Source organism: Actinomadura sp. KC216 (assembly GCF_004348535.1).
Taxonomy (GTDB): Bacteria; Actinomycetota; Actinomycetes; order Streptosporangiales; family Streptosporangiaceae; genus Spirillospora.
Genome location: NZ_SMJX01000001.1, coordinates 28175 through 52593, shown reverse-complemented (window position 1 = coordinate 52593; position 24419 = coordinate 28175). Strand labels below are relative to the sequence as shown.

Annotated in this window: 23 protein-coding genes and 1 pseudogene; 15 read left to right on the top strand and 9 right to left on the bottom strand. The window is 69.8% G+C overall.

The annotated features are described in order from the left end of the window. Window position 1: 1 nt before the first annotated feature. Both E1264_RS00200 and E1264_RS00195 read right to left on the bottom strand, forming a co-directional pair. The gene (locus tag E1264_RS00200) at window positions 2-565 is read right to left on the bottom strand and encodes a hypothetical protein (RefSeq protein WP_132168255.1); all 564 of its coding nucleotides are present in this window, start codon (window positions 563-565) and stop codon (window positions 2-4) included. An 8-nt stretch (window positions 566-573) separates the two neighbouring features. Beyond that, window positions 574-1107 (bottom strand): hypothetical protein, encoded by a 534-nt coding sequence (locus E1264_RS00195; RefSeq protein ID WP_132168252.1) that lies wholly within the window; start codon window positions 1105-1107, stop codon window positions 574-576. Window positions 1108-1914: 807 nt separating this feature from the next. Here E1264_RS00195 and E1264_RS00190 point away from each other — a divergent pair. Continuing rightward, entirely contained in the window at window positions 1915-2247 is a 333-nt protein-coding gene (locus E1264_RS00190) for a hypothetical protein (protein ID WP_132168250.1), read from the top strand. A 23-nt stretch (window positions 2248-2270) separates the two neighbouring features. Continuing rightward, entirely contained in the window at window positions 2271-2786 is a 516-nt protein-coding gene (locus E1264_RS00185) for a hypothetical protein (RefSeq protein WP_132168248.1), read from the top strand. Window positions 2787-2863: 77 nt separating this feature from the next. Here the strand turns inward: E1264_RS00185 and E1264_RS00180 are convergent, their stop codons facing one another. After that, window positions 2864-3643, bottom strand: coding sequence for a glucose 1-dehydrogenase (locus E1264_RS00180; RefSeq protein WP_132168246.1), 780 nt, complete (start codon window positions 3641-3643; stop codon window positions 2864-2866). Between the two features lie 603 nt (window positions 3644-4246). Between E1264_RS00180 and E1264_RS00175 the strand changes: the two genes are divergently transcribed. From E1264_RS00175 to E1264_RS00150, 6 genes are all read left to right on the top strand, one after another. After that, a complete protein-coding gene (locus tag E1264_RS00175) occupies window positions 4247-5101 on the top strand; it encodes a YbaB/EbfC family nucleoid-associated protein (protein ID WP_132168244.1) in 855 nt (284 codons plus the stop codon). A gap of 26 nt (window positions 5102-5127) precedes the next feature. Continuing rightward, window positions 5128-5454: a hypothetical protein gene (locus E1264_RS00170; protein ID WP_132168242.1), complete on the top strand. Its 327-nt coding sequence runs from the start codon at window positions 5128-5130 to the stop codon at window positions 5452-5454. A 3-nt stretch (window positions 5455-5457) separates the two neighbouring features. Continuing rightward, the gene (locus E1264_RS00165; RefSeq protein WP_132168240.1) at window positions 5458-5952 is read left to right on the top strand and encodes a hypothetical protein; all 495 of its coding nucleotides are present in this window, start codon (window positions 5458-5460) and stop codon (window positions 5950-5952) included. Beyond that, window positions 5945-6451, top strand: coding sequence for an EndoU domain-containing protein (locus E1264_RS00160; RefSeq protein ID WP_165963888.1), 507 nt, complete (start codon window positions 5945-5947; stop codon window positions 6449-6451). Before E1264_RS00165 ends, E1264_RS00160 begins: the two co-directional genes overlap by 8 nt. 10 nt (window positions 6452-6461) lie before the next feature. After that, the gene (locus E1264_RS00155; protein WP_132168236.1) at window positions 6462-6905 is read left to right on the top strand and encodes a hypothetical protein; all 444 of its coding nucleotides are present in this window, start codon (window positions 6462-6464) and stop codon (window positions 6903-6905) included. A 673-nt stretch (window positions 6906-7578) separates the two neighbouring features. Further along, window positions 7579-8406, top strand: coding sequence for a DUF4394 domain-containing protein (locus E1264_RS00150; RefSeq protein WP_132168234.1), 828 nt, complete (start codon window positions 7579-7581; stop codon window positions 8404-8406). Between the two features lie 115 nt (window positions 8407-8521). Here E1264_RS00150 and E1264_RS00145 read toward each other — a convergent pair whose 3' ends face one another. Continuing rightward, window positions 8522-9820 (bottom strand): amidohydrolase family protein, encoded by a 1299-nt coding sequence (locus tag E1264_RS00145; protein ID WP_207935628.1) that lies wholly within the window; start codon window positions 9818-9820, stop codon window positions 8522-8524. A 307-nt stretch (window positions 9821-10127) separates the two neighbouring features. Between E1264_RS00145 and E1264_RS00140 the strand changes: the two genes are divergently transcribed. From E1264_RS00140 to E1264_RS00120, 6 genes are all read left to right on the top strand, one after another. Continuing rightward, window positions 10128-10751: a hypothetical protein gene (locus E1264_RS00140; protein ID WP_207935627.1), complete on the top strand. Its 624-nt coding sequence runs from the start codon at window positions 10128-10130 to the stop codon at window positions 10749-10751. Between the two features lie 550 nt (window positions 10752-11301). Continuing rightward, entirely contained in the window at window positions 11302-12210 is a 909-nt protein-coding gene (locus E1264_RS00135) for a hypothetical protein (protein ID WP_132168232.1), read from the top strand. A gap of 55 nt (window positions 12211-12265) precedes the next feature. Then, window positions 12266-12403, top strand: coding sequence for a hypothetical protein (locus E1264_RS42885; RefSeq protein WP_165963887.1), 138 nt, complete (start codon window positions 12266-12268; stop codon window positions 12401-12403). A gap of 98 nt (window positions 12404-12501) precedes the next feature. Further along, window positions 12502-13767: an amidohydrolase family protein gene (locus tag E1264_RS00130; RefSeq protein ID WP_207935626.1), complete on the top strand. Its 1266-nt coding sequence runs from the start codon at window positions 12502-12504 to the stop codon at window positions 13765-13767. 8 nt (window positions 13768-13775) lie between these two features. Further along, the gene (locus tag E1264_RS00125; protein ID WP_132168313.1) at window positions 13776-14840 is read left to right on the top strand and encodes an ATP-binding cassette domain-containing protein; all 1065 of its coding nucleotides are present in this window, start codon (window positions 13776-13778) and stop codon (window positions 14838-14840) included. Next, entirely contained in the window at window positions 14837-15655 is an 819-nt protein-coding gene (locus tag E1264_RS00120) for an ABC transporter permease (RefSeq protein WP_132168228.1), read from the top strand. The genes E1264_RS00125 and E1264_RS00120 overlap by 4 nt, the downstream gene beginning before the upstream one ends. 20 nt (window positions 15656-15675) lie before the next feature. Here the strand turns inward: E1264_RS00120 and E1264_RS00115 are convergent, their stop codons facing one another. Then, window positions 15676-16329, bottom strand: coding sequence for a response regulator transcription factor (locus E1264_RS00115; RefSeq protein ID WP_132168226.1), 654 nt, complete (start codon window positions 16327-16329; stop codon window positions 15676-15678). Then, window positions 16326-17252: a histidine kinase gene (locus E1264_RS00110; RefSeq protein WP_165963886.1), complete on the bottom strand. Its 927-nt coding sequence runs from the start codon at window positions 17250-17252 to the stop codon at window positions 16326-16328. Before E1264_RS00110 ends, E1264_RS00115 begins: the two co-directional genes overlap by 4 nt. 690 nt (window positions 17253-17942) lie before the next feature. Between E1264_RS00110 and E1264_RS00105 the strand changes: the two are divergent. Then, window positions 17943-19382, top strand: a pseudogene (locus E1264_RS00105) (BTAD domain-containing putative transcriptional regulator); the annotation flags it as partial. 291 nt (window positions 19383-19673) lie between these two features. Here E1264_RS00105 and E1264_RS45000 read toward each other — a convergent pair. The 3 genes from E1264_RS45000 to ccrA form a co-directional block, all read right to left on the bottom strand. After that, window positions 19674-21656, bottom strand: a complete 1983-nt coding sequence (locus tag E1264_RS45000; protein ID WP_279489315.1) for an AMP-binding protein — start codon at window positions 21654-21656, stop codon at window positions 19674-19676. Between the two features lie 475 nt (window positions 21657-22131). Then, on the bottom strand, window positions 22132-22905 hold the full coding sequence (locus E1264_RS00095; protein WP_132168218.1) for a response regulator transcription factor: 774 nt from the start codon (window positions 22903-22905) through the stop codon (window positions 22132-22134). A gap of 153 nt (window positions 22906-23058) precedes the next feature. Beyond that, complete coding sequence (gene ccrA / locus E1264_RS00090) at window positions 23059-24405, bottom strand: crotonyl-CoA carboxylase/reductase (RefSeq protein WP_132168216.1); 1347 nt, start codon at window positions 24403-24405, stop codon at window positions 23059-23061. Window positions 24406-24419 lie beyond the last annotated feature (14 nt).

Here is a 24419-nt window from a genome sequence, read left to right as displayed (position 1 = left end):
GTCAGGGTCCGCCCGGCCAGCGTGGCGGCCGGGAGATCGGGTCGCGGGTCGGGGCAGCATGCGTAGGTGAGCAGCACGCGCCCGGCCGGTTCGTGCCGCCAGCTCGTCGAGTGCAGCAGTGGGCGGCGGTGTCACCGGACAGGCCCAGGAGTTCCCGCGCGACGGCGTCCGGATGGCGTCCGCCGCCCAGCTCGCCCGCCAGCACGCGGACGGCGAGGGCGCCGTCACCGGTCACCCGGACCGCTTCGGCATTCTCGTCACGGGGGCGGTCGGCCCGCCGCGCGGCCTCCCCGCGTACCAGCGCGCGCGGGCCGGTCAGGCTCAAGGTCTCGCCGGACGGGACGACCACCCTCTCCCCACGCCGCCGTACGGTCATGACCCCCCGGCCGCACACCCGCACCACGTTCCGTCCGACGTCGACGACCGCGGCCGTGTGCTCGTCCAGGCCCAGCACCGCCGCGTCGTCCGGCAACTCCTCTTCGAGCACCCGCAGCCGGCGCTCCCCCAGGTAGCAGTACCGGGTGTCGTGGGTGCCGCCCTCGGCGTTGTCGTAGTGCGGGATCATCGCGACCTTCAGCCCCAGGCGGCCCAGGACGTCCAGACCCTCCAGCCAATGCGGGCGCGCGCCGCCTTGTAAATCTCGTAGACCGGCAGCGCGTACGCGCCCAGCGTGCACGCCGCCGCCGAGGCGAACACCAGCGCCGCGCGTCCCGTCCGCGCATGATCGGCCAGAGCCTCCCCCACTGGCCGGCCGCGCCACTGCTCCAGCGCGTACGACGGGCTTCCCGGCCCGGCGAACACCCAGTCGGCGCCGCGCACCGCCGCCAGACCCACATCCCCTTCATCGCCTGCGGCCGCGCCGATCTCGGCGGAGCCGCGCAGTCCGGGCGGGACGTCCACCCGCAGCCCGACACTGCGCTCGAAGTACGCCTGCGCCCGCGCCGATATCTCCGCGACGTTCTCCTGGAAGCCGTACGGCGTGTCCAGCAGCACCGCCCGCGCGGGACGCAGCCGGGCGGCCACATCCCGGTGCACGCTCACCATCGTCGGGGCGGTCTCGCCGGATCCCATCAGCACCAGCAGCGGTGCCCGCGTCGCGTCGCTCAAACCGGCCTCCGAACTCGTCCGGCCGCATCCGCGGAGAACAGGCCTGTGCCTGTGAGCATCGCACCGCCCCATTCCCCCGTCCACGGGCCTTTCGCCCCACTTTTCTGCCGGATCCGGCCGAGGAAAGGAGAGCCGTACGAGGCGGCGTTCCGCGCACCGTCCTGAACGAGCACGGACATTCGCGGCAACAGCCGGGGCCGCATCGCCTTCGAGACCAAGCTCTCGAAGGACAGCAAGATCGTCTGGGGCAGCGAGGACCAAGGCTTCGTGGTGGAACGACTACGACACCGGGGCGAAGTGCTGATCGAGAGCGCCCAGCCCACCGGACTCTCTGCGATGACCCGCCGCCTCGGCTACTCCGACTCCAGTCGAGACCGAATTCGGGTTCGGCATTGAGGTGCGAAGGCGTTCTCCGTCAGTAGTGCTTCACCATGGCGTGGGCAAAGTTGAGCGTCGATCGGTGTGTCGCCGAGCGCGCGATTCGCGTCGCGGCGTCAACCTTTTGCGGCGGGGGTCATGACGGGCCTACGACGATCCTTCGGTCAACCGCATGGACAGGGAGTTTCGACCGATGACGCTCGACTACAGGACGATCTCACGGCGGTCCCGGAACGCTTGGGTACGGGGATCGGTCGGGTCTCGCCTCCTGCGCCGCCCGGCGCGCCCGCTGCTCGTCGCGGCGCTCGCGGTCTTCCTGGCCGGAGCATCGCCGGCCCCCGGAATTCCGCAGGCCGCAAATCCGGTGACGGCAGCACGACGGTCTGCTTCGTCGCTCGCAGCCACCCCGAGCGGGAACGCACGATCCGCGTGCCGTCGCACGCCGTACCGAAGATCCTGCGCACCTCACTGTCGTATGCCGGGCCGTGCGCGGAGTACGGCCACCCGAAATCGCTCGGCGACGGCGCGCTGCGCACATACACGCAGCGTGTACGCAGCCGCCCGCTCGCGATGGGCGTGACGTTCCCGGCGTCGACGTTGCGGAACCTGCCCGTCCCGGTGAGCGATGGCAAGCACTGCTTCGACAAGGACGGTGACGGCGAGCTCGACCTGCACAAAGAATGCGCCGTGGGCCATGAGCGTGTGCTCGATCTCCCGCGCGGTTTCCGCAGGCCGTCGACACGTCGTTCAAGTGGTCGCTGACGAACTGGAATCCCGAAGGGCACATGCCGGTCGGCGTCTACAACGTGCCGCACTTCGACTTCCACTTCTACATCCAGCCGCTCGCGGAACGGAACCAGATCCGCCCCGGTCCATGCCCGATGCTCACCAAATGCGACGACTACAAACGCGCGAAACTGCCGGTGCCCGAGCGTTACCGCGCACCGGACTTCAGCGATGTCGACGCCGTCGAGCCCGCGATGGCCAACCACCTGATCGACCTGACCAGCCCGGAGTTCCACGGCCGGCCGTTCACGCACACGTGGATCTACGGCCAGTACGACGGCGAGATCACGTTCTACGAAGCGATGATCACCAAGGCCTGGTTCGACGGCCAGCGCGCCGGCACGACCGGCGACATCTGCGTGCCGTTCAGGCAGCCACGCGAATGGCAACTGGCAGGCTGGTACCCGACGAGCTACTGCGTCGCCTACCGCGAGAACCGCGACGACTACACCGTCGCCTTGTCCGACTTCCGCTACCGCGAAGGGTCACCCCGGAAATCCGAACCGAGCCGATAATTCTCGCGGGCACTCGATCGTCCTGGTGGACATCAAGATGCAGTCGATCGAGGACCATCCGGCTTGGGGATCGACCGTTACTTGGCCAGGCATCCGCCGTCGACCACGAGGGTCTGCCCGGTCATGTAGTCGGACGCGGGGGCGGCAAGGAACAGAGCGGGTCCGCGGATCTCCGCGGCATCGGCGATACGTCCCATCGGCGTGAACGCGGTGGCGGCCGCCACGAACTCCGGGTCCTGGTATGCGGCCAGGTCCGTCCGGTGGAATCCCGGGCACAATGCGTTGACCTGGATTCCCGCGTGCGCATACTCCAGCGCGAGCTCCCTGGTCAGGTTCACCAAGGCCCCCTTCGTCGCAGAATAGGCAGGGGCTGTGATGACGCTGGCGGCACCGGCCATTCCCCAGATCGACGCGACGTTGATGATCTTTCCGCGGCCCTGGGCGACCATGACCTTCAGGGCCGCCTTGCAGCAGTAGAAAGCGCCGCTCAGGTTCACACCGAGGGTCCGATCCCAGTGAGCGGAGTCGGTCTCGTGCAAGGGCGCGGGCGCCGGATCCGCTATACCGGCGTTGTTGTACAGGATGTCGACCCGGCCGAATTCGGCGACGACCGCCTCGAACGCCGTTCGCACAGAGTTCTCGTCGGCCACATCGCAGACGACCGCGATCGCCTCGCGGCCGTACCGGCGCACGGCCTCGGCGGTCTTCTCCGCACGTGCGTGATCGAGGCTGAGGCACGCCACGTGCGCTCCCGCACCCGCGACCGCGACCGCGATCTCCGCACCCAGCCCCCGGCCCGCACCCGTGACGACGACGATCCTGTCCGGGAGGCCGAACAGCGCGTCATGGAAGGACATGGCTCCACCTCCAAACGATCACTTCTCGAACACCGTTGGGTCGTGGCCGCCACCGCGGCAGGGGAGCATCTCACTGCCGTTCCACGCAAAGCAGTCACCATTACCGGCAGGTTCGCATGTGTCGCGATCTCGCTGAATGCCCGGCAAGGCGCCTCCAGGCACTATTCCCGCCACTGCGGGGATCAAGCACGTTAGGTCGACCGGGCCGGGATCCATTCTTTACGGAAGCACCAATATTCGACGCCCGCTATCCGATAGGTCGATCTCTGATTTGACGGGCCGATGGCTCGGCCTGGCCGGCGGCCGGATGGCGCGGACGGCGCATCTGGGCGGCGGCTCGGTGATCACGATGGTCGCTTGCGGGGGCTCGCGGTGCACCGGCAATGACTCCGCGGGCATGTTCGCTTGCCATGCGTGATCGTCTTGGTGCGGTCCAAAACACTCCGGCGAGCACCGGAGGCGGGTTACCCGAGGTCATCGGCCCAGGCTGCGGGCCACCTTCAGCCGAGTCCGATCAGTGATCATTTGGGGGGTTCAGACGCATATATTGTGATCTGTACGCCCACGTTTCCAGCGAGCCTGGACGACGACCCGGGAGATCACGTGTTGGACGACGACTCGCAGCCGGAGATGAGCGAGGCCGAGATCCGGGACCGGGTGAGGGAGTTGCGGGAGCAGCTCGCGGCCGGGCCCGCCTCGCCCGGGGCTCGACCGCAGGAGACGTCGGAGGGGGTCGCCGAAACCGCCGATGGGCGCGTTCGCGTGCAGGTGGTCGGCGGACGTTTCAAGGCCGTCCAGCTCGATCCCCGCGTCCTGCGGATGCCCGCGGAGGAGCTGGGCGCGCTGCTGACCGAAACCTTCAACTCGGCACTCGAACGGGCCTCCGCCACGGCCACGGCCGCCTCGGACGAGGTGCCCGTCGACTTCGGTGTGCTGGCCGGGCAGCTCGAGCAGGTGCAGAGCGAGGGGCTGCGCCAGATGGACCGGATGATGCAGGGCCTGCAGGAAGGCATCCGGCTGATCAGGCAGCGCGCCGTCGTCAACGGTGATGTCGGCGGAACGGGCGGGGTCGAGCAGGTGCTGCAGGACGCCGTGCGAGGAGTAGCGGCGATGCGGGGGCCGGAGAGCGAGACCGGTACGGCGGAGGAGGCCGAGCCGCCGGCCGGCGAGGGACTGTCCGGGCTGATCCGGGTGACGGCGGCGTCGACGACCCGGCTCGGCGAGATCGCGGTCGAGGACGGGGCGTTGCGGCACCCGTCGCACACGATCGCGGACGAGACGGTGCGTGCCGCGAACCAGGCGCTCGACCTGGCGCGGGAATCGGCCGCGGCACGTCGGCCGCAGGCCGGAGACGACCTGACGGCCATGGCGGCGCGCATGCAGGACGCGAGCCTCGAGCAGCTGAGCACGCTGACCGAATCGCTCTCGCGGCTGATGCGTGGAATCGACCGCCCATAGCAGGGTTATCGCGGGGAGCAGGAGATATGGGAAAGCAGCTGAAGGTCGATCCCGGGCAGATCCGCAAGGGTGCCACGGGAATGCAGGGCTCGTCCAGCCAACTGCGCGGCCGTTTGCAGGACTTCCAGGCAAAGCTGGCCGGATACGGCGAGCCGTGGGGTGGGGACGATATCGGGTTCGTCATCGGCACGATCTACATGGCGGCCTCGGAACTGGCATTCGACTGCTACTCCAGCCAGATCGACGGTATCGACGAGATGTCCGAGGGGGCCACCTTGATGGCGAACAACTACCAGTCGGCCGAGGATCTCAGCGAAGTCGAGGTCAACCGGGTCCGCGACATCCTGGGGTGACCGATGGGCCTGCAACTACCAGGGGAACTCGTCTCCCTGCTCGGCATGCTCGGCTACACCTGGCCGGAGGCCGACGAAGAGAAACTGTTCAAGATGGGCGGGGACTGGCTCCAGTTCGCCGGCGAATTCGGCACGCAGCTCCAGGACGCCGACGGCCAGGCGGGCCAGGTGTGGACGATGAACGAGGGCGAGGGCATCAAGGCCTTCCAGCAGGCCTGGCGGGAACCCGAGGCGCCGGTGCCCGCCCTCCAGGACGGCCAGGTCGCGGCCAACATCCTGGGCGCGGGGCTGATGGTCTGCGGCGTGATCGTGCTGGTCCTGAAGATCACGGTGATCATCCAGCTGATCTGGCTCGCCATCCAGATCGCGATCGCCATCGCGCAGGCGGTGGTGACGTTCGGGGCGTCGCTGGCGCAGATCCCCATCGTCAAGATGATCACCGGGATGCTGATCGATCTGGCGATCGACATGGCGCTGCAGGCGATCCTCGGTGGGTAGGCGGCCGAGAGGGGCCGCGCGTGGCGCGGCCCGGCAGCTGGGGCTGCTCAAGCCGATTGAGAAATGGCTCCTCAAACGCATCGAACGGCCCCGGTACCAGCACATCTTTCTGGGCAACGTCAACCGGCGCGCCAATAAGGGAACCGGCTTTCATCACCGCTACCAGGGCAAGAATCCGCCCACCGCGCGCGTCCGGCGCGACGCCAACGGAAACGAGCTCAAGGATCCGCCCAACAGCCATGGCGCCTACAGGGCGAAGGTGGACGTCCGGGACGAGGACGGCACATGGTACCGGAAGAACGGTAAATCCAGCTTCTTCCCCGACAGCTGGACGCCCAAGCAGGTCGACGAGGCGATCAATACCGCGTTCAAGAACGCGACACCGGATCCCGCCAACCCGAATAAGTGGGTAGGCAACCTGCCCAACGGCATGCAGATCCAGGGCTTTTATTCCGGGAACCTCAAGAAGGGCTGGTATAGTGCATGGCCGGTCGTCTAGAGGAGGATAGGTGCCGGGTATAAAGGAGTTCTACTGGTGGGACGCCCCGGGTGGGGCCCTTCCCTCGGCCCGGCTGGACGACGACCGGTTCCGCAACCTGGCCGGCCTGCTGACCAGCGACATCCGGAACGACGGCGCCGGCCTGCTGGAGGCCCTGATGCTCGTCGAATGGGCACGCGACGGCAGGCAGGACATCGATGACTGGGAAGGCGACTCCACCGCCGCCGAGTTCCGTCCGGACGGCGTGCTCATCTCCGATCTCGGTCCCGATCCGAAAACCGAGCAGTATTCCCTGGACGAGGTTCACGAGGCGCTCATCAGGTATTGGCAGTTCATCTTCCCCGGCACCGGGGAACGCCGGAACGCCCTGGAGGCGTGGGCCCGCGCTTTCGAGCAGGAGAACCCGGACGTCGAGAACCCGCAACACCCTTGCCTCCCGCACCTACCGCTCTGAAACGGCGGTTGTGAGGGAACAACCGTTCGCCGCCCGGGAGTCGGCGTCAATTTCATAGATCGTTCGTGGCGCGCCCGCTCGGCGCTGGCGGGCCCGCTCATCCCTGTCGGCCCCTTCCCCCTGGCCACCCGGTCACCCCTGGCCGCCCGGTCACCCCTAGCCGCCCGGTCACCCCTGGCCGCGCGTTCGACCCTGGCGCCTGCTCGATCGCGGACGGTGCGGGAACTCGGGCGGGCGTGATTCCGGTACGGCGAACATCTTTCTGATGATCGCCGTAGACCTCTTGCAGGCAGTCCGCCGACCAGGGGAGTCTCACGGTGGGCGCAAGCGCGGTCCGCTGGCGGTGTCCTGGTGCGGACGTTCGGGGGAAAGCGGCAGGTCACGCCTGGAGTGACCATGTGCGGACACACACCGGCGATGACCCGGCCCCGTACCTGATGCACGATGAGCGTGCGGAAGACGGAAAAGGCCGTCCGCCGCACGCTCCCCCATTAAGTCGCGCTCTTCTCTTGAGCTCACCACCAAGAATCGCTAGGCCGATTCGGCCTGCCCATAACTGCGGACGGCGTCGATCGCCGATGACGTTTCTGACCTTTACCGCGAGGCAACCCCATCGGTTCCGGAAACACCGCCGCCGGATCGTCCGGCATGGCTTGCACGAAGGAGAGGGTTGATGAAGGCACGCATCAAGCTGGGGATGACCGCACTGGCCACCGCGGCGGCGCTGGTCGCCGTGGTTCCGGGCAGTGGTTCGGCCGATGCCGTCCAGCTGAAGGCGTACGGGATCTCCAGCGACGGCACGCTGATGGCCGCGTTCAAGACCGACACTCCGCAGGTGCTCGACTGGGTGAGGAACCCGGTCGGGCTGGTCACCGACACGGCGCTGATCGGGATCGACTTCCGCGTCCAGGACGGCAAGCTGTACGCCGTCGGCAACCACGGCGGCATCTACACCGTGTCGCTCGCCGCGGGATCCGAATGCACCCTCACGAAGGTCTCCCAGCTCACCGTTGCGCTGAAGGGCACGTATTTCGGAGTCGATTTCAACCCGGCCGCCGACCGGCTGCGCGTGATCAGCGACGCCGGGCAGAACCTCCGGCATGACCTCAACACCAACACCACGGCGATAGACAGCCCCCTGTCGGCCACGCACGTCACCGCCGCCGCCTACACCAACAATGACCTCAATGCCGACACCTCGACCACGCTGTTCGACATCAACACCGACACCGACCAGGTGGTCATCCAGTCCCCGCCCAACAACGGCACGCTGGTCGCGACCGGCTCCCTCGGCGTGAACGCGGGACCCAACGCCGGTCTCGACATCTACAGCGACCTCAGCCGCGGCAAGACGATCTCGAACTCGGCCTTCGGAACCTTCATCCCGGCGGGCGGCGGTGCCACCTTCTACACCGTCGACGTGCTCACCGGCGCCGCCACCGCCGTAGGCAAGTTCCCGCTCGCCATCACCGACGTCGCCATCGCGCTCGACCCGAACTGACCCCCACCGGCCCACCACCATGGGTGAGCCCGTCCCGACCGGCGGGGCGGGACGGGCTCACCCCCGCCCTCGCACTCCATGGGCAGGGCGAACGGCCGGGCAGGCTGTGGTTCGCTCAGGCGGATCTGCTGATCTCCGGGACGTCGGGGCCGGCCAGCCAGTGGCGGTCCAGCGGTTCGGGGAGCCTCGGGGTCGCGTTCGTCGCGTCGCGGCCGAGGTCCGAGGGGCGCGGGCCGATGCGCTGGGCGATCGGGATCAGCTCCGCGCGGTCGAAGTGGAACATCTCGACGGCCGCCTCGCCGAGCATCACCCGGGTCTCGTCCTCGGGGATGCCGGCGAAGGTGTAGGCGATCCATTCCCGGGTGTGCGGCCAGCTCCCCTCCGAGTGCGGGAAGTCGTTGCCCCACAGGATGTTGCGCACCCCGATCTGGTAGCGGTCGGCCAGCTCCCTGCGCTTGGCCGTGGAGGCGCCGACGAAGCAGTTGGTGTCGAAGTAGTCGCTCGGCCGCCGCTTCATGTGCGTGCCGAGATCCGCCAGCTTCCGCGTGCCGTGCTCGCGCTCGAACGCCACGTCCATCTGCCAGAGCAGGCTCGCCACCCACCACAGGCCGCACTCCTGGACGCCGAACTTCAGCCCCGGGAAGCGCTCGAAGGCGCCGCTCCAGATCAGGAACCACATGGGACGCGCCGACCACCAGGAGACCTCGGTGGCGTACAGGCCCAGGTGCAGGCCGAGGTCCTCACTGGGGGCGGCGGACGCGTGCGTCTGGACGGGCAGGCCCAGCTCCTCGCAGACCGCCCAGACCGTGTCGTACTCCCGATCGTGGTAAGGGCGGTTCCCGTGCCCCCAGAGGGACGGGATCATGACGCCGCCGCGCAGGCCGTCGGCGTGGGCGCGGCGGATCTCGGCCGCCGCAGCCTCGACGTTCCCGACGATGGGGGCGACGATCACGCCGCGCCGACGGGCCGGGCTCTGCGCGCACAGGCCCGCCAGCCACCTGTTGTGCGCGCGGGCGCCGGCGAGCGCGAGGTCCGGGTCGTAGCCGCTGCCGGACATGCCGAGGCCCGCGCTGAACGGCACCGCGGTGGCGCCGGACTCGCCGTCGGCGTCCGGGAAGATCACCTCGCCGGTGACGCCGTCGCGGTCCAGTTCCAGGTCCCTGCGCGCGGCGTCCCAGCCGCCCTGGAGGCCCTCGTCGTTCTCCGCGCGCCACTCGCTCACGAACTCCTGGTCGTAGAGCTTCTCGCGCATTCCGGTGGACGCCCGCATCCGCTCTAGGTAGCGGTCCAATTGCGGGTGGTACCTGGACTCGAGAAAGCCCCGGTACTGGTCGGTGCTCAACCCGGCATGGGTGTCGGACGAGATAATCAGGAAGGGGGCGTTCTCGGCTGCTTTGCCAGCGGATTCAGGCACGCTCTTTCTCCTCTGCAAGGTGATACGGGACGTGCCGGCCGGTCCAGCGCGCAGCCGACGGAGCGCGAGCGCCCGGCGGACGCGGCCGTCCGCCGCTCAAGGCGCCGCGTAGTGCGCGGGAAGATGCCGTCCCATCCCGGGAATTCTCTCGCCGGTCGATGACCGGTCAATAGTCATTGCTGGGGAGAGTCACACTTTCTATGTATGCCGAAGGTACTTCTCCGCGTGCCGTTGAAGAGCTTGACGTCCTATCTGCGACATACCAGCATGACGGAACGCCAGAAAAAGGGAAGGTAGGCGGAGAAGCATGATTATCGGCTTCATCGTGGCCTGCGAGATCGGCTTCTGGGTCGTTCTCGGTGCCGGGCTGGCCGCGCGCTACCTGCTCGGCCGGCGGCGGCTCGGCGCGGTGCTGCTCGCGGGCGTTCCGCTCCTCGACCTCTTCCTGCTCGTCGCCTCGTACCTCGATCTGCGCGCGGGGGCGTCGGCCGGGTCCGAGCACGGGCTCGCGGCCGTCTACATCGGGTTCTCCGTGGTGTTCGGCCCCGGCATGGTCCGGTGGGCCGACGCCCGGTTCGCTCATCGCTGGGCCGACGGCCCTCCCCCGCCCCGCGAGCGCCCCACGGGCGAGGCTCACATACGTTACGAGTGGCGCCAGTTCGGCAAGGCGTGCCTGACCTGGCTCATCACGTGCGGGCTGCTGCTCGCGATCATCGTGTCGATCGACGATTCCGACCGCACGAAGGCACTCTGGCCGTGGATCAGGTCCATGACGACCATGCTGTCGGTCTGGATCATCTGGCCCATCTGGGCGTGGTTCTCGCCCCGCGAGGCCAAGAAGGACCCGGCGGACGAGACGGATCCGGCCGATGAGAAGAACCCGGCCGATGAGACGGGCCCTGCCGATGAGAAGGGCCCGGCGCAGGACTGAGCCGTTGACCTGAGCCCCCGCCGTCCTCGGAGCTCCGGCCCGCGAGGGGTGTTCGCGCGGTTGCCCAGCCGTACCCGCCGGGCAGGGGCACGGCCGCGCCGGTGCGTGCAGGGCTGCCCCTTTGGCCTCTCCGCGTCCCGAAGGCGCCCCATTCCTTGATGGTTCTTCTGGCTTGATCAGCGCTGCGGGCAGGACTGACTACCGGTGACCTGACGCTACTTATTTCGCAGTAATCCACGTACTGATTCCGGATGAGCGCGCCGCCGGGAAACCCCCGGCCTACCAGGGGCGATGCACCCGGACTATGCATTTTGATGGACGACCCTCTTCTCGATCTAAATATCTATACGGCGCTGGAATCCGATGACTTGATTGGTCTTGACACCCTTCAGGGCGGTGCGCATTATTGCCCTTGCGTATCTGACCTTGAATCGGATTGCGAGACGGGCGAATGACGGATCATTCTGTGTCCAGCGGCCGGCAGGCCGGCTCTGTGGGGGTCTCGACCGAAAATCTCCGGGCCGTCTTTCCGGACGGAGAAATCCATGCGGTGAGCGACGATGAGACGCTCCTCGACGCGGCCTCCCGGTACGGGCTCGCGAGCACCCCGATGGCCGATGTCGATGAACTCCCGGCCGGGGCCAACGTGGTGCTCTTCCTCCGGCACGCGCTGCTGAGCCGGGAGCTCCGCAAGAGGTTCCGCGGGTTCAGGGTCCTGTTCGTCCCCATCTCCAGCTTCGACGGCGGGATGGAGGCGGCCCTCTACACGCTGCGCCTCACGCTGCTGACGGACTACGCGGCGGCCTGCGAGCGGTCCCGCGGCTGGATCGACGAGCTCGGCAAGCACACCGACCCGCTCACCTTCACCTCGAAGCGCCCCTGCTCGGACGGGGAGCCCGGAACGCATTTCGTCTGCACCCTCGCCGACGACATCTCGATCGACGCCTGGGCGTCGCTCACCATCGCGCCCGGGCAGTGGATCAGCGTGGGGAGCTACTGCGAGCTCGCCATCACCGCCCGGCCGTCGCCGGACCGCCCGCGTCCCTTCACGATCGACGGCACCGCCGTGGTCTCCAGCGTCCTGGTCGCCCGGGACCCGCGGTTCGACGAGGCCGGCGACGCCCGGATCCGGGCCGCCGACGACCTGCGGCGCGAGCTCAACGGGCGCGCGCCGATCGTGCTGCGGCTCAAGGGCGGGGTGCTCTCCGACGTGCGCGCCGGCGGCGAGGACTTCACCGAGGCGCTCCGCGAGGTGACCAACCCGGCGTACGGCCTGCACGCCCTGGAGCTCGGCCTCGGCACCAACCAGCATGTCCTGCCGCACGTGGACTGGTCGTTCAACTCGCAGCTCAACGAAGGCGCGGGGCCGGTGCACATCGGGTTCGGCGAGGGCATCACCGGCGCCCACATGGACTTCGTCGTCGCGGAGGCGACCCACCATTTCGGCCCGTCGCACTGACGGCCGTCATTGATGTCCCATCCGTTCCGATATGGCGAGAGGAGGTGAATGTCAAATGCGCAACCTGGTTATCCGCGACCAGTCTTGGACCATGGCCGAGACGCCGGACGAGCTGGTCGAGGCTCCTGAGGTGAAGGAGCAGGAGTCGGAGGAGAGCGAGTACACCCTCTCGTTCTCTTACGCTCGCGTCTGATGTGAGCACGTCCAGTGGGGCGGCGGCGGCCACGGCTCCGCCGCCCCACTGTCTTAGTCGGAAGGGATTCTTCAATGGTCGCATCGGACCGTCATATCGTGATCTCGGCGGACTGCCACGGCGGTGCACCGCTCACCGGATACCGGGATTATCTGGAGTCGTCCTATCTGGAGGAGTTCGATCGCTGGGCGGCGACCTACGAGATCCCGTACGAGGACATGAAGGGCGAGGACGGCCCCCGCAACTGGGATTCCGACCGCCGCCTGCGCGATCTCGAACGCGACGGGATCGTCGCGGAGGTCATCTACCCCAACACCGTGCCGCCGTTCTTCTCCCTCTCCTCCCTGGCCAGCGGCCAGATCGCCGTGCGGGACGCGGCGGAGCTGCGCCGCCGTCGCGCGGGGCTGCAGGCGCACAACCGCTGGGCTGCGGATTTCTGCGGCATGGCGAAGGGACGCCGCGCCGCGGTGATCCAGGTCGTGCTGCACGACATCGACGCGGCGATCGCCGACATCCGCGCGGCGGTCGACGCCGGGGCGCGCGGCGGGGTGCTGCTTCCGGGCGCGCCGCCGGGATCGGGCCTGCCGCCGCTCTACTACCACGACTACTACGGGCCCCTGTGGGAGACGTGCATCGAGCTGGGGATCCCCGTCAACTGCCACAGCGGCGGCTCGGGCCCGAGGACGGGCGACCGTCCCGAGGACGACATGTTCTTCCTGATGGACATGAAGTGGTGGGACCAGCGGACGCTGCGCCAGCTCGTCCTCGGCGGCGTCCTCGAAAAGTATCCGCGGCTGAGGGTCGTGTTCACCGAGGTGGGGGTCCACTGGATCCCGGCCCTGCTCAAGTCCATGGACAGGTTCTTCGAGTCGGCGCGCACCTCCTCCGGGCTGGCCGGTGACGGGGTGACCTATCACGGGTCGCACGCGATCGATCAGCTGACCATGCGGCCGAGCGACTACTGGAAGCGCCAGTGCTACGTGGGCGCGAGCTTCCTGCACCCGGCCGAGACCGCGAAGAGGGAACTCGTCGGCGTCGGCAACATCATGTGGGGCAGCGACTACCCGCACGTCGAGGCGAGCTTCCCCTACTCCCGGGAGGCCATCCGGTTCGCCTTCGCGGGCGTGCCCGCCGACGAGACGGCGGCCATGCTCGCCGGGAACGCCGCCGACCTCTACGGGTTCTCGCTGGACGAGCTCCGCCCGGTGGCCGACCGGATCGGGCCCGGCCGGGACGAGGTGGTGGCCGGGGTGGATCCGGCGACCCTGCCGCCCGCCGCCGCCCAGTGCCCCGCGTTCGCCGGAGCGATGCCCGGGGCGGCGACGACGCAGATGGGCGACAACCGCAAGCTCGTCGAGAAGTGACCACGGACGTGGGCTACGCGATCGAGGCCGAGGGCCTGGTGAAGCGCTTCGGGGACACCGCGGCGCTGGCGGGCGTGTCGTTCACCGCCGAGGCGGGGACGGTCCTCGGCGTGCTCGGCCCCAACGGGGCCGGGAAGACCACCGCCACCCGCGTCCTCGCCACCCTCGTCCAGCCGACCGAGGGCACGGCCAGGGTCGGCGGCCACGACGTGGTCCGCGCGGCGCACCAGGTGCGGCGGCTCATCGGCCTGACCGGGCAGTACGCGGGGGTCGACGAGCTGCTCACCGGCACCGAGAACCTGATCATGATCGGGCGGCTGCTGGGCTTCTCGCGCCGCGACTCCAGAGCGCGCGCGGCGGAGCTGCTGTCCAGGTTCGGTCTCACCGAGGCCGCCGAGCGTCCCGCCAGGACCTACTCGGGCGGTATGCGCCGCCGCCTGGACCTGGCCGCCAGCCTGGTCGGCCGCCCGCAGGTCCTTTTCCTGGACGAGCCCACCACCGGTCTCGACCCGCGCAGCCGCACCGACCTGTGGGACATCGTCCGCGGCCTGACCGCAGGCGGCGTCACGGTGCTGCTGACCACCCAGTATCTGGAGGAGGCCGACCGGCTGGCCGACGACATCATCGTGCTGGACCGCGGGCGGCTCATCGCGCACGGCACGCCCGACGAGCTCAAGGCCGAGGTCGGCGGGCACGTGCTGGAGATGCGCGTCCACCATGACGCCGACACCGCCACCGCGGTCCGGCTCGCGGCGGACCTGGCCGGTACCGCGCCCGAGGTGCGGGGGGACGGGCTGGTCGCCGTGGCGATCACCGATCCGGCGATCATGCCCACGATGGTCCGCCGCCTCGACGACGCGCACATCGTCCTGACCGAGCTGTCCATGCGCAAGCCGGGCCTGGACGAGGTCTTCTTCTCCCTCACCGGCCACCGTCCCGACAACGCCGAAACCGGCGGCGCCGAAACCGAAGCCGGAGCCGACGACCTCGACACCATGGCCGACGCCGGCGACCTCGACGCCGCGGTCGGCGAACCGGACGGGTCCACCGACAGGGAAGGGGCGGCGGCGTGAGCGCCACGGGAATCGCGTCCCCGGCGGCCCGCGGCCCGGCACGGCGGGTGTCGCCGGGGACGGCCGCGCGCAACACCGCGACGCTGGCCTGGCGGAGCCTCCTGCAGATCAAGCACAACCCGGGGGAGCTGATCACTCTCAGCCTCCAGCCGATCATGCTCGTGCTGCTGTTCACCTACGTGTTCGGCCCGGCGATGGCGGGCAGCGTCGAGGCGTACCTGCCGGTGGTGATCCCCGGGATCATCGCCCAGAACGCGCTGTACGCGGGCATGACCACCGGTTTCGGGCTGAACACCGACATCGAGCAGGGCGTGTTCGACCGGTTCCGCAGCCTGCCCATCAGCCGCTTCGCGCCCCTGACCGGACGGATCATCGCCGACGTCGCCAGGCACGCCTGGTCGATGCTGGTCCTGCTTGCGGTGGGCTTCGCGATCGGCTTCCAGCTCGGGACCTCGGTCCCGGCGCTGCTGCTGGCGTTCGTGCTGCTGCTCACCTTCGTCGTGCTGTTCTCGTGGACGCCGGTCTACATCGCCATGAAGGTCAAGCAGGCGGAGAAGGTGCAGATCTTCGGCTTCGTGGTGATCTTTCCGTTGAGCCTGCTCAGCACGTCGCTCATCCCCACCACCCAGGGCGTCCCCGGGCCGGTCGCCTGGATCATGGAGAACAACCCGGTCAGCCATCTCGGCGAGGCCATGCGCGGGCTGCTGGTCGGCGGCCCGGTCCTGGACCACGCGTTCATCGCGCTCACCTGGGGCGCGGGGATCACCCTCGTGTTCGCCCCGCTCTCCCTGCGCGCCTTCAAAAAGCGCACCTGAGACGTGCCCCAGGGGCGGGGTCAGACGAGGTCGAGTTCCTGCGCCAGGATGGCCGCCTGGACCCTGCTGTTCATCCCGAGCTTGGCCAGCACGCGGCTGACATGGGTCTTGGCGGTGTTCTCGGCGAGCCCCAGCTTGGTGGCGATCTGGCGGTTGGACAGGCCGCGGCCCACGCAGACCAGCACCTCCTGCTCCCGCGCGGTGAGCGGTTCCAGCACCTTCGCCTGCTGCTCGCGTGCCTCGGGCGGCGACATCCGGGTGGCGTAGTCGGCGATCAGCCGCCGCGTCACGCTCGGCGAGAGCACCCCGCCCCCGTTGGCCACGGACCGCACCGCCGCGATGAGCGAGTCGGCGTCGGTGTCCTTGAGGATGAATCCGGCCGCGCCCGCGCGCAGCGCCCCGAACAGGTACTCGTCGCCGTCGAAGGCCGTGGTGAGCAGGACGTTGGTCACGCCCAGCACGGACATCCGCCGGGTGGTGGCGATGCCGTCCAGGCCGGGCATGCGGATGTCCATGAGGACGACGTCCGGGCGGAGCACCCGCGCAAGCCGCAGCGCCTGCTCGCCGCCGGCGGCCTCGCCGGCCACCTCCAGGTCGTCGGCCGAATTGATGATCATGCCGAGCCCCAGCCGGACGGACAGGTGGTCGTCGACGACGAGAACGCGGATGGTCATGGTCGGGAACCCCCAGACAAGGAAAGCTCGGGACGCGCCCGCCCGGCCGGGGTCAGCGGCAGCACGGCGTGCACCAGCCACCCGGGCCCGTCACGGCGCGCGGTGCACGTCCCGCCGACTCGCGCGGCGCGTTCGGCCATGCTGAACAGGCCGAACCCGGAGCTGGTGAGCGCCAGGTCCGGGTTCGCCCGGGTCAGGTCGTTCGCCACGGTGATCACCACCCGGTCCGGCAGGTAGGCGAGGACGGTCTCGACGGTGGCCCCGGCGGCGTGCTTGAACGCGTTGGTGAGCGATTCCTGGACGATCCGGCAGGCGGCCGCCTCGACGTCCCCGTCCAGCGGGACGGGCGTGCCCACCGTCCGCAGCCGCGCCGGTGACCCCAGGGTCGCCATGCGTTCGACGAGCGAGCGCGCTAGGTCCAGCACCTCGGGCGCGGGCGCGGGCCGGGGTCCGGGCGCACCGGCGCGTAGCGACGCGATCAGGCGCCGGGCCTCGGCGACGCCGTCCAGGCTGCTCTGCCGGATCCCGGCCAGGGCCGCCCGATGCTTCTCGTCGTCGCGCGGCGCGGTGATCATCGCGGCCGTGGACAGCAGGGCGATGGCGCTCAGGTGGCTGCAGACGATGTCGTGGATGTCGCCCGCCACCCGCGCCTTCTCCCGCAGAACCGACTCGCGGCATTCCGCCGCGCTCCCTCGTCGCGCCCGCTCGGCGCGTTCGGCTTGCTCAGCCCGTTCGGCTCGCGCGGATCCGTGCAGGGTCGCAATGTAAAGCAGGCCGGTCAGGACGAGTACGGGGAGAAGGGACGGGCCGACCAGCATGTCGGCGGCGACGGCGATCGTCACCAGCCCCAGCCCGAGGAGGGGCCTGATCCGGCGTAGCGCCAGGGCCCCGCAGGCCAGAACCAGCGGCGGGACGAGCCACACCGTGCCCGCCGTCCCAGGATGTTGGTAAAAGGCGCCGACCCTTAGCAGAACACATCCCGTTACCAGTGCGGCGATTGCGATCAGCGCGTCCTGCGCTCCGGGTGCCCGGTGCCGCCGCGCACGTTTCATGAGCGCCGGCAGCCGATCAGTTCGCATAGGAATCATAAGAGCCGAAAGTCGATCGCTTTGCAACCCTGTCGGACCATGGATTCTCATCTGAATTGAGTACACCGCCGCCGACGTCCTGCCTATGCGGCAATACCGGGCCTTCGGCGGCCGTCAGGCGTTCGGCGCGGTGATTCTTAAGAAGCATCGCCCCAGCTCAACGGGCACGGAACACTCGCCGCCACCGGGCACGAACAGAACGCGACCAATTCGTATAGCAGGAGTATAGTCCGCCGTTGGACAATCCCTAGCGCCAGGCCAGAACACCGCACGACGACGATTATGGATGATGGAACCAGGCCGGCCTGCTGCGTTCGTCCGCCTCGAATAGGAAATGGACATGATCCGGGGCCGCTCATGTTCATGACCATTCAGGTGAGCGTTGAAGGGCAGCGGGTGAAGCCTTGGTGAACGATCGGGAGCCGAACCCACGCTCGGTGTGAGCCGCGACCGGGCGGCTCACACCGCCCCCCGTGATCAGACCCGGATATGGTGGGACGGCCTGAACAGTGACTGGTGGAGCCTATGGACATCCGGCTTCTCGGGCCGGTGGAGGTATGGACCCCGACCGGCCGGATCGGGCTGAGCGCCACCAAGGTGCGGACCGTCCTGGCGATGCTCGTGCTGGCCCGCGGGCATGTCGTCTCCGACGCCAAGCTGACGGAGACGCTGTGGGGCGACGAGCCGCCGGCGACGTCCAACGCGCAGATCCAGACCTACGTGTCCAGGCTGCGCGGGACGCTCGGTTCCGCGGTCGAGATCCGCAGGCAGTCCCCCGGATACGTGATGGCGACGGGCTCCGCGCGGGTGGACCTCGTCGAGTTCGAGCGGCTGGCGTCCCGTGGGCAGACCGCGTTGTCGGCCGGCAGGGCGGCGGAGGCCGCGGGGGTCCTCCGGGAGGCGCTGGCCCTCTGGCGCGGCCCCGCGCTGTCCGGTGTCACCGAGTTCCTCGGCGACGCCTGGCGCCCCCAACTGGAGGAGGCCAAGCTCGCCACGCTGGAGGACCGCATCGGCGCCGACATGGACCTCGGCCGGCACGACGAGCTGATACCCGAGCTCATCGGGCTGGTCGCCACGCACCCGCTGCGGGAGCGGACCCGCGGGCACCTCATGCTCGCGCTGTACCGGTGCGGCCGCCTCGCGGAGGCGCTGGCCACCTACCAGGAGCATCGCGGCATCCTCGCCGCGGAGCTGGGCATCGACCCGGGCCCGGAGCTGGAGAAGCTCCACCGGAGGATCCTGGCCACCGACGTCTCGCTGGCCCTTCCGGCGCGCCGGGCGGCGCCCCGTCCCGCCGTGGCGGAGGTCCGGGCCGCCGACGCCCTGCCCACCCACCTGCCACCGGACACCGCCGACTTCACCGGGCGGCGGCAGGAGGTCACGTCCATCGGAACGCTGCTGGCGTCCGGGACCGGATCGGAGCCCAAGCCCCGCGTCGTCATCTCCGGCGCCGCCGGTGTGGGCAAGACGGCGACGGCCGTGCACGCCGCGCACCGCGCGCTCGGGGAGTATCCCGAAGGGCGGTTCTTCATCGATCTGCGGGGCTCGCGGCCGCGCCCGGCCGACCCCGCCGAAGTGCTCGGCACGATGGTGCAGTGGCTGGGGGTCCCGGCCCGCGAGATCCCCTACGGGCTCGACGCCCGCGTCCGGCTGTTCCGCAGCAGGACGCATGGGCGCAGGGTGCTCGTGGTGTTCGATGACGTCGCCGACGAGAAGCAGCTCAGGCCGTTGCTCCCGGCCGGGACCGGAAGCGCCGCCATCGTCACCACCCGGCGGCGGCTGACCGCGATCGAGGGCGCCCGGCTGATCGATCTGCCCATGTTCTCCGCCGCCGAGGCGCTCGGGCTGCTGGCGAAGATCGTCGGGATGGGACGGGTGACGGCCGAGCACACCGCCGCGGAGCGGATCGTGGCGTCCTGCGGCGGGTTGCCGCTGGCGGTGCGGATCGCCGGGGGCCGGCTCGCGGCCAAGCCGCACTGGTCCCTGAGCTCGTTCGCGGACGCGCTCGCCGACTGCCGGAACCGCCTGACCGAGCTGGCCCTCGCCGACCTGGAGGTCCGGGGCCGCATCGAGGACAGCTACTGCCTGCTCTCCGAACCGGCCCGCCGGGCGTTCCGGCTCCTGGCGCTGCTGGACGTCCCCCGCTTCGGGGTCTGGACCGTCGCGCTCGCGCTGGACGCGAGGATCGCGCGGGCGCGGGAGCTCGTGGAGCAGCTCGTCGACGCGCGGCTGCTGGAGGCCGTCAACGAGGGCCGGTCACCGAACCACGCCTGGTACGCCTTCCACGATCTGATCCGCGCCGTGGGCTTCGACCTCGCGGTTCGCGACGAGAGCTCGGAGGAGCGCTGGGCGTCGCTGAACCGACTCTTCCAGCCCGCCGACCGGACGCTGGAGACCGGCTGAGCACAGGCCCCCTACCCGCGCCGCCGGCGCGGGTACGGGTCCGGCGGCGACCCGGTGGAGTCCCGGGACCGGCCGGACGCGTGACCTGCGGCCGAGCTCGTCGAGCAGCGGCACCAGCGCGTCGGCCGCGAACAGGTGGCTGATCAGGTCATGGCTCAGCCCCGATCCCGTGCGGCCGCAGAGCGTGCCGCACGGCACGATGACCACGTCGGCGACCGGCAACCGGGAGTATCCCCCGAGCCGCGTCCGCACGACGCTCGTCAACCGGGGCACGACGTCCTGGCCGGTCGTGTCGCCGTCCAGCTCCAGGACCACCGCGATCTCCTTGCCCAGGGGGATCGTGAACACCCGGTGGACCTCCTGGGCGAGCAGGCCGCCCAGCCGCCGGACCTGCTGCTCGATCGCCTCGGGATGGATCGTGCGGCCGCCGATGACCAGGCGCTCGTCCCGCTTCCCGACGAGGTAGAGCTCACCGGCGTGGACGGCGCCGAGATCCCCGGTCCGCAGGAAGCCGTCATGAACCGGACCCTCACCCTGCGCCGCGGCCTCGCCCTCGTCCTGGGGTGCGGTCGCCGGGAAGGGCGGTCGTTCCACCGGGTCCGAGCGCCAGTGGCCCCTGGTCACTCCTGGGACGCGCGTCCAGACCTCTCCGATGGCCCCCGCCGGTTGCGCCCTTCCGGAGGCGGGGTCGACGATCCGGATGTCGTCCCCGTCCGCCGGCCCGTGGGCGACCAGCTCCAGGCCGCCCGCCTCCTCGTCCACCTCGACGAGACGTCCCCGCTGCAGGCTCTCCACGCAGACGGGCAGCACGCGCGGCGCCCCGCCAGCGCGACCACCCGTGACGATCATGGTGGCCTCGGCCCGGCTGTACGCGGCCGCGAACGCCTCCGGGCGGAACCCGGCCTTCGTGAAGCGCTCGGCGAAGTCGGCGATGGTCTTCGCCCGCACCGGCCGCCCGATGGCGACCGCCTGCCGCCACCGGGACAGGTCGAGCCGGGCCAGCTCGTCGTCGCTCACCTGACCGGCGCACCGCTCGTAGCCGGTGTCGGGCGCGATGGCGACGTCGACGCCGTAGCGGTCGATGATGTCCAGCCAGCCTGACGGATGCCGGGCCGGGTCGGCGGACGCCATCTGCACGGTGGTGGCACCGAGGACGAGCGCCTCAAGGAAGGCGATCAGGCCCGTGGCGTGATGCAGGGGGAACCAGGCGCTTAACCGCATCCCCGACCCCCAGCCCAGAAGGCGCGCCGCCCGCGCCGCGTTGCCGGTCAGGTTCCGGTGCGAGACCGCCACACCGCGGTGATCGGCGCCCGTCATGGACGTGTACTGCAGCAACGCGGTGTCGTCCGCCGCGAGCCGGGGCTGCTTCCACTGGGCGGGCGCCAGGTCCGCCGCCCCGTCGCTCGACAGGCAGCCGATCCGGCCGAGCCCGTCCTGGTCGGCCCACGCGTGGACGATCGGCAAGTGCGCCGGGTCGGTGAGCGCCACCCGGGGCGAGGCGTCCAGGGCGATGCCGGTCGCCCGCGCCAGGTGGTGCCCGGATTCTTCCGGCACGGGGCAGGCGATCGGCACGGCACCCGCGTACAGGCAGCCGGCGAAGCTCTTCACGAATTCGATCCCCGGCCGGTGCAGCACAAGGACGCGGTCACCCGGTTCGACCTGCCTTTGCAGGTATGCGGCCATCGCCCGGGCGCCGCGATCGAGTTCCGCGTACGAGAGGGCTTCGGCCGAAAGCGGGTCGTCCGGGCCGGAGGCGAACACCACCGCCAGGCTCTCGGGGTTCCGGAGCGCATGGCCGACGACTCGACCCATCACCGTTTCGTCAAACGAGGTCATTTGCCGTGTCCTCCCCGAACTTCGACGCGCTGACCAGCAACGTTCCAACTGCCAGCGGGCGATGACGCCGACCGGGCCAAAGCCCGAGAAAAACTCATGATTAGCGTTTCGCGCACTCCGAGTGGCGCACCGAACACAGATTTCATCCCCGCCCCGATAGCCCCGTCCTTGACCGCCCGGATCCATTGTCATCGACCTTGGCTTACCGTTCGCTAACCGCTTCTCAGCAGTTCTGTGAACCATCAACCAAACACGCCGGGACCGGCCGGATCCGAATCCGGATCGGAATAACGGAACGTATCCGGGAAAGAGAAATGCGTGACGCGTGCCACCGGGGCGCGCGGGAGGGGCGCCCGGCCCCGCAGGGGGTGGGCGAACGCGAAAGCAGTGCGGTCATGGACGAACCTGACCGCACTGCTCGGCGAGGCGACGCTCTATCGGAGCTGCGCTCCAAGAACCATCGGAGGTGCGACGGTCACGACGCGACCGCGCGGGAAAGGCCCGCGGATTCAGGGACGGCGACGGCGCGGCCGGAACGTCCGTCACCGCCGCGGTCGGCCGCGATGCCCCGCCCCCGGACGATGACGCCGTGCTCGATCGCGTAGATGGCCGCCTGGACCCGCGAGCGCAGGTTCAGCTTGGCGAGCACGTGATTGACGTGGATCTTCACGGTCCCCTCGCCGATCTTCAGGATGCTCGCGATCGCGCGGTTGCTGTGCCCCTGCGCGAGGAGGGACAGCACGTCGTCCTCCCGAGCGGTGAGGCTGCGGAGCTCGGGGGACAGCGGCAGCGGCGAGAGCACGGCGAGCCGTTCGATGACCCGCCGCGTCACCAGCGGGTCCAGCAGGCCGTGCCCGCGGTGGGTCCTCCTGATCGCCTCGGCCAGGACCGCGGGATCGCCGTCCTTCAGCAGGAAGCCGGACACGCCCGCCTGCAGCACGTCGAAGAGCTGGTCGTCATCGATGTCCGCGCTCATCGCGATCACCGCCTGCGGCATGGTGGGGGCGGTCAGGATCCGCCGGATGGCCGCCGTCCCGCCCATCTGCGGCATGCCGAGGTCCATGAGGACGACGTCGGGCACGGTCCGTCCCGCCAGGTCGACCGCCGCGACGCCGTCCGCCGCCTCGCCGACGACCTCGACATCGGCCACCGGCGCGAGGAGGCTCCGCAGCGTCCGCCGGCCCGCCGGATCGCCATCGGCGATGAGGACCCTGATGGCCGGTCCCGGTCCCGGCCTCCCCGCATCCATCAGCTGACGACCGTGTGACCGGGTCGGTTGTTTCCTGTCGCGAGCATGCATCCACCGGCTCCTTCCACGGATACCGATCTGTTCCACGCTCACTATTGGGGGCCCTCCTATATCCGCGCTATATGCGCGCCTTGATGCATTTGCCTAACGCGGTCAGCCGACCGGCACGGGCGTTTCGAGAAGGGGGTTGAGCCGGTCCGGGCCGATGCGGTCGCGCAACCGCTCGTCGGTGACGCCCAGGCCGGATTCGGGGGCCATGCACAGCACGCCCACCTTTCCGATATGGGCGTTCCGCTGGACGAGCCGGACGGCTTCGGCGGCCTCGTCCAGCGGGTAGATCCGCGACAGCGTCGGCATCAGCCGGCCGCGCTCGAACAGCCGCATACACTCCCACTGCTCGCGCAGGTTCGCCCCGTGGCTGCCGATGACCCGCTTGAGGTTCATCCACAGGTAGCGGTTGTCGTACCGGTGCTGATAGCCCGTGCTCGAACCGCAGGTGACCACGGTGCCGCCGCGCGCGGCGAGGAAGACCGACAGGCCGAATGTCGCCCGGCCGACGTAGTCGAAGACGATGTCCGGATCTCCCCCGGTCTCGGCCCGGATGGCCCTCCCGAGGCCCTTGCCGAGCCGGATGGTCTCCTCCGGGCCCGGGTCGTCGCCGCCGATGCCGAAGTCGTTGCGGTCGAGGATCACGTCGCAGCCCAGCGCCCGCAGCCGCTCGGCCTTGCGGGACGAGCCGACCACGCCGACGGCGATCCCTCCCCCGTTCCGCACCATCTGGACCGCGAACGCGCCGAGCCCGCCGGTGGCCCCCCAGATCAGCACCGTGTCGCCCTGCTTCATGCGGGCGCCGTTCTGGCTGACCAGCATGCGGTAGGCGGTTCCCCCGCACAGCGGGATGCACGCGGCCTCCTCCCACGTCAGATGCGCGGGCTTGGGGATGAGCTGGCTCGCGCGCACGACGCCGTAGCGCGCGAGGCCGCCGAAGTTCGTCTCGAAGCCCCAGGCGCGCATCTCGGCGCCGAGCATCCCGTCGTCGTGCGTGCCGGACTCCTGGTCGTCGACGTGGACGGGGCTGACCACCACCCGGTCGCCGACCCGCCAGCGCCTGACCCCGTCCCCGACGCGGACGATGACGCCCGCGGCGTCCGAGCCCACCACCTGGTAGGGCCGGTCGTGGCGGGCCGCGTGGCCGCCGGTGCGGCCGAGGCGCTTCAGGAACTCGAAGGTCGGCACCGGCTCGAACATCGCCGACCACACGGTGTTGTAGTTGACCGCGCTGGCCATCACCGCGACCAGCACCTCGTCCGGGGCGAGGTCGGGCATGGGCACCGGGCCGACGCGCAGCGACGCGCGCACGTCCTTGTCGCCCGTGACGCCGCTGAACATGCCGACGTCCTCGGCGCGCAGGTGCAGGGCGGTGTACTCGTCCGGCACGGGAGTCCGTTCCAGCACTTCCGCCGGGGCGTCGCCCAGCAGGGCCTCGGTCATCGGGTCCATGTCGTTCCCCTGTG

Bases quoted from the DNA above. Each gene is read 5' to 3' on its own strand.
- E1264_RS00200 (WP_132168255.1), bottom strand. From the start codon at position 565: ATGATCCCGCACTACGACAACGCCGAGGGCGGCACCCACGACACCCGG.
- E1264_RS00185 (WP_132168248.1), top strand. From the start codon at position 2,271: ATGCCGGTCGGCGTCTACAACGTGCCGCACTTCGACTTCCACTTCTAC.
- E1264_RS00180 (WP_132168246.1), bottom strand. From the start codon at position 3,643: ATGTCCTTCCATGACGCGCTGTTCGGCCTCCCGGACAGGATCGTCGTC.
- E1264_RS00170 (WP_132168242.1), top strand. From the start codon at position 5,128: ATGGGAAAGCAGCTGAAGGTCGATCCCGGGCAGATCCGCAAGGGTGCC.
- E1264_RS00165 (WP_132168240.1), top strand. From the start codon at position 5,458: ATGGGCCTGCAACTACCAGGGGAACTCGTCTCCCTGCTCGGCATGCTC.
- E1264_RS00150 (WP_132168234.1), top strand. From the start codon at position 7,579: ATGAAGGCACGCATCAAGCTGGGGATGACCGCACTGGCCACCGCGGCG.
- E1264_RS00140 (WP_207935627.1), top strand. From the start codon at position 10,128: ATGATTATCGGCTTCATCGTGGCCTGCGAGATCGGCTTCTGGGTCGTT.
- E1264_RS42885 (WP_165963887.1), top strand. From the start codon at position 12,266: ATGCGCAACCTGGTTATCCGCGACCAGTCTTGGACCATGGCCGAGACG.
- E1264_RS00115 (WP_132168226.1), bottom strand. From the start codon at position 16,329: ATGACCATCCGCGTTCTCGTCGTCGACGACCACCTGTCCGTCCGGCTG.
- E1264_RS45000 (WP_279489315.1), bottom strand. From the start codon at position 21,656: ATGACCTCGTTTGACGAAACGGTGATGGGTCGAGTCGTCGGCCATGCG.
- E1264_RS00095 (WP_132168218.1), bottom strand. From the start codon at position 22,905: ATGGATGCGGGGAGGCCGGGACCGGGACCGGCCATCAGGGTCCTCATC.
- ccrA (WP_132168216.1), bottom strand. From the start codon at position 24,405: ATGGACCCGATGACCGAGGCCCTGCTGGGCGACGCCCCGGCGGAAGTG.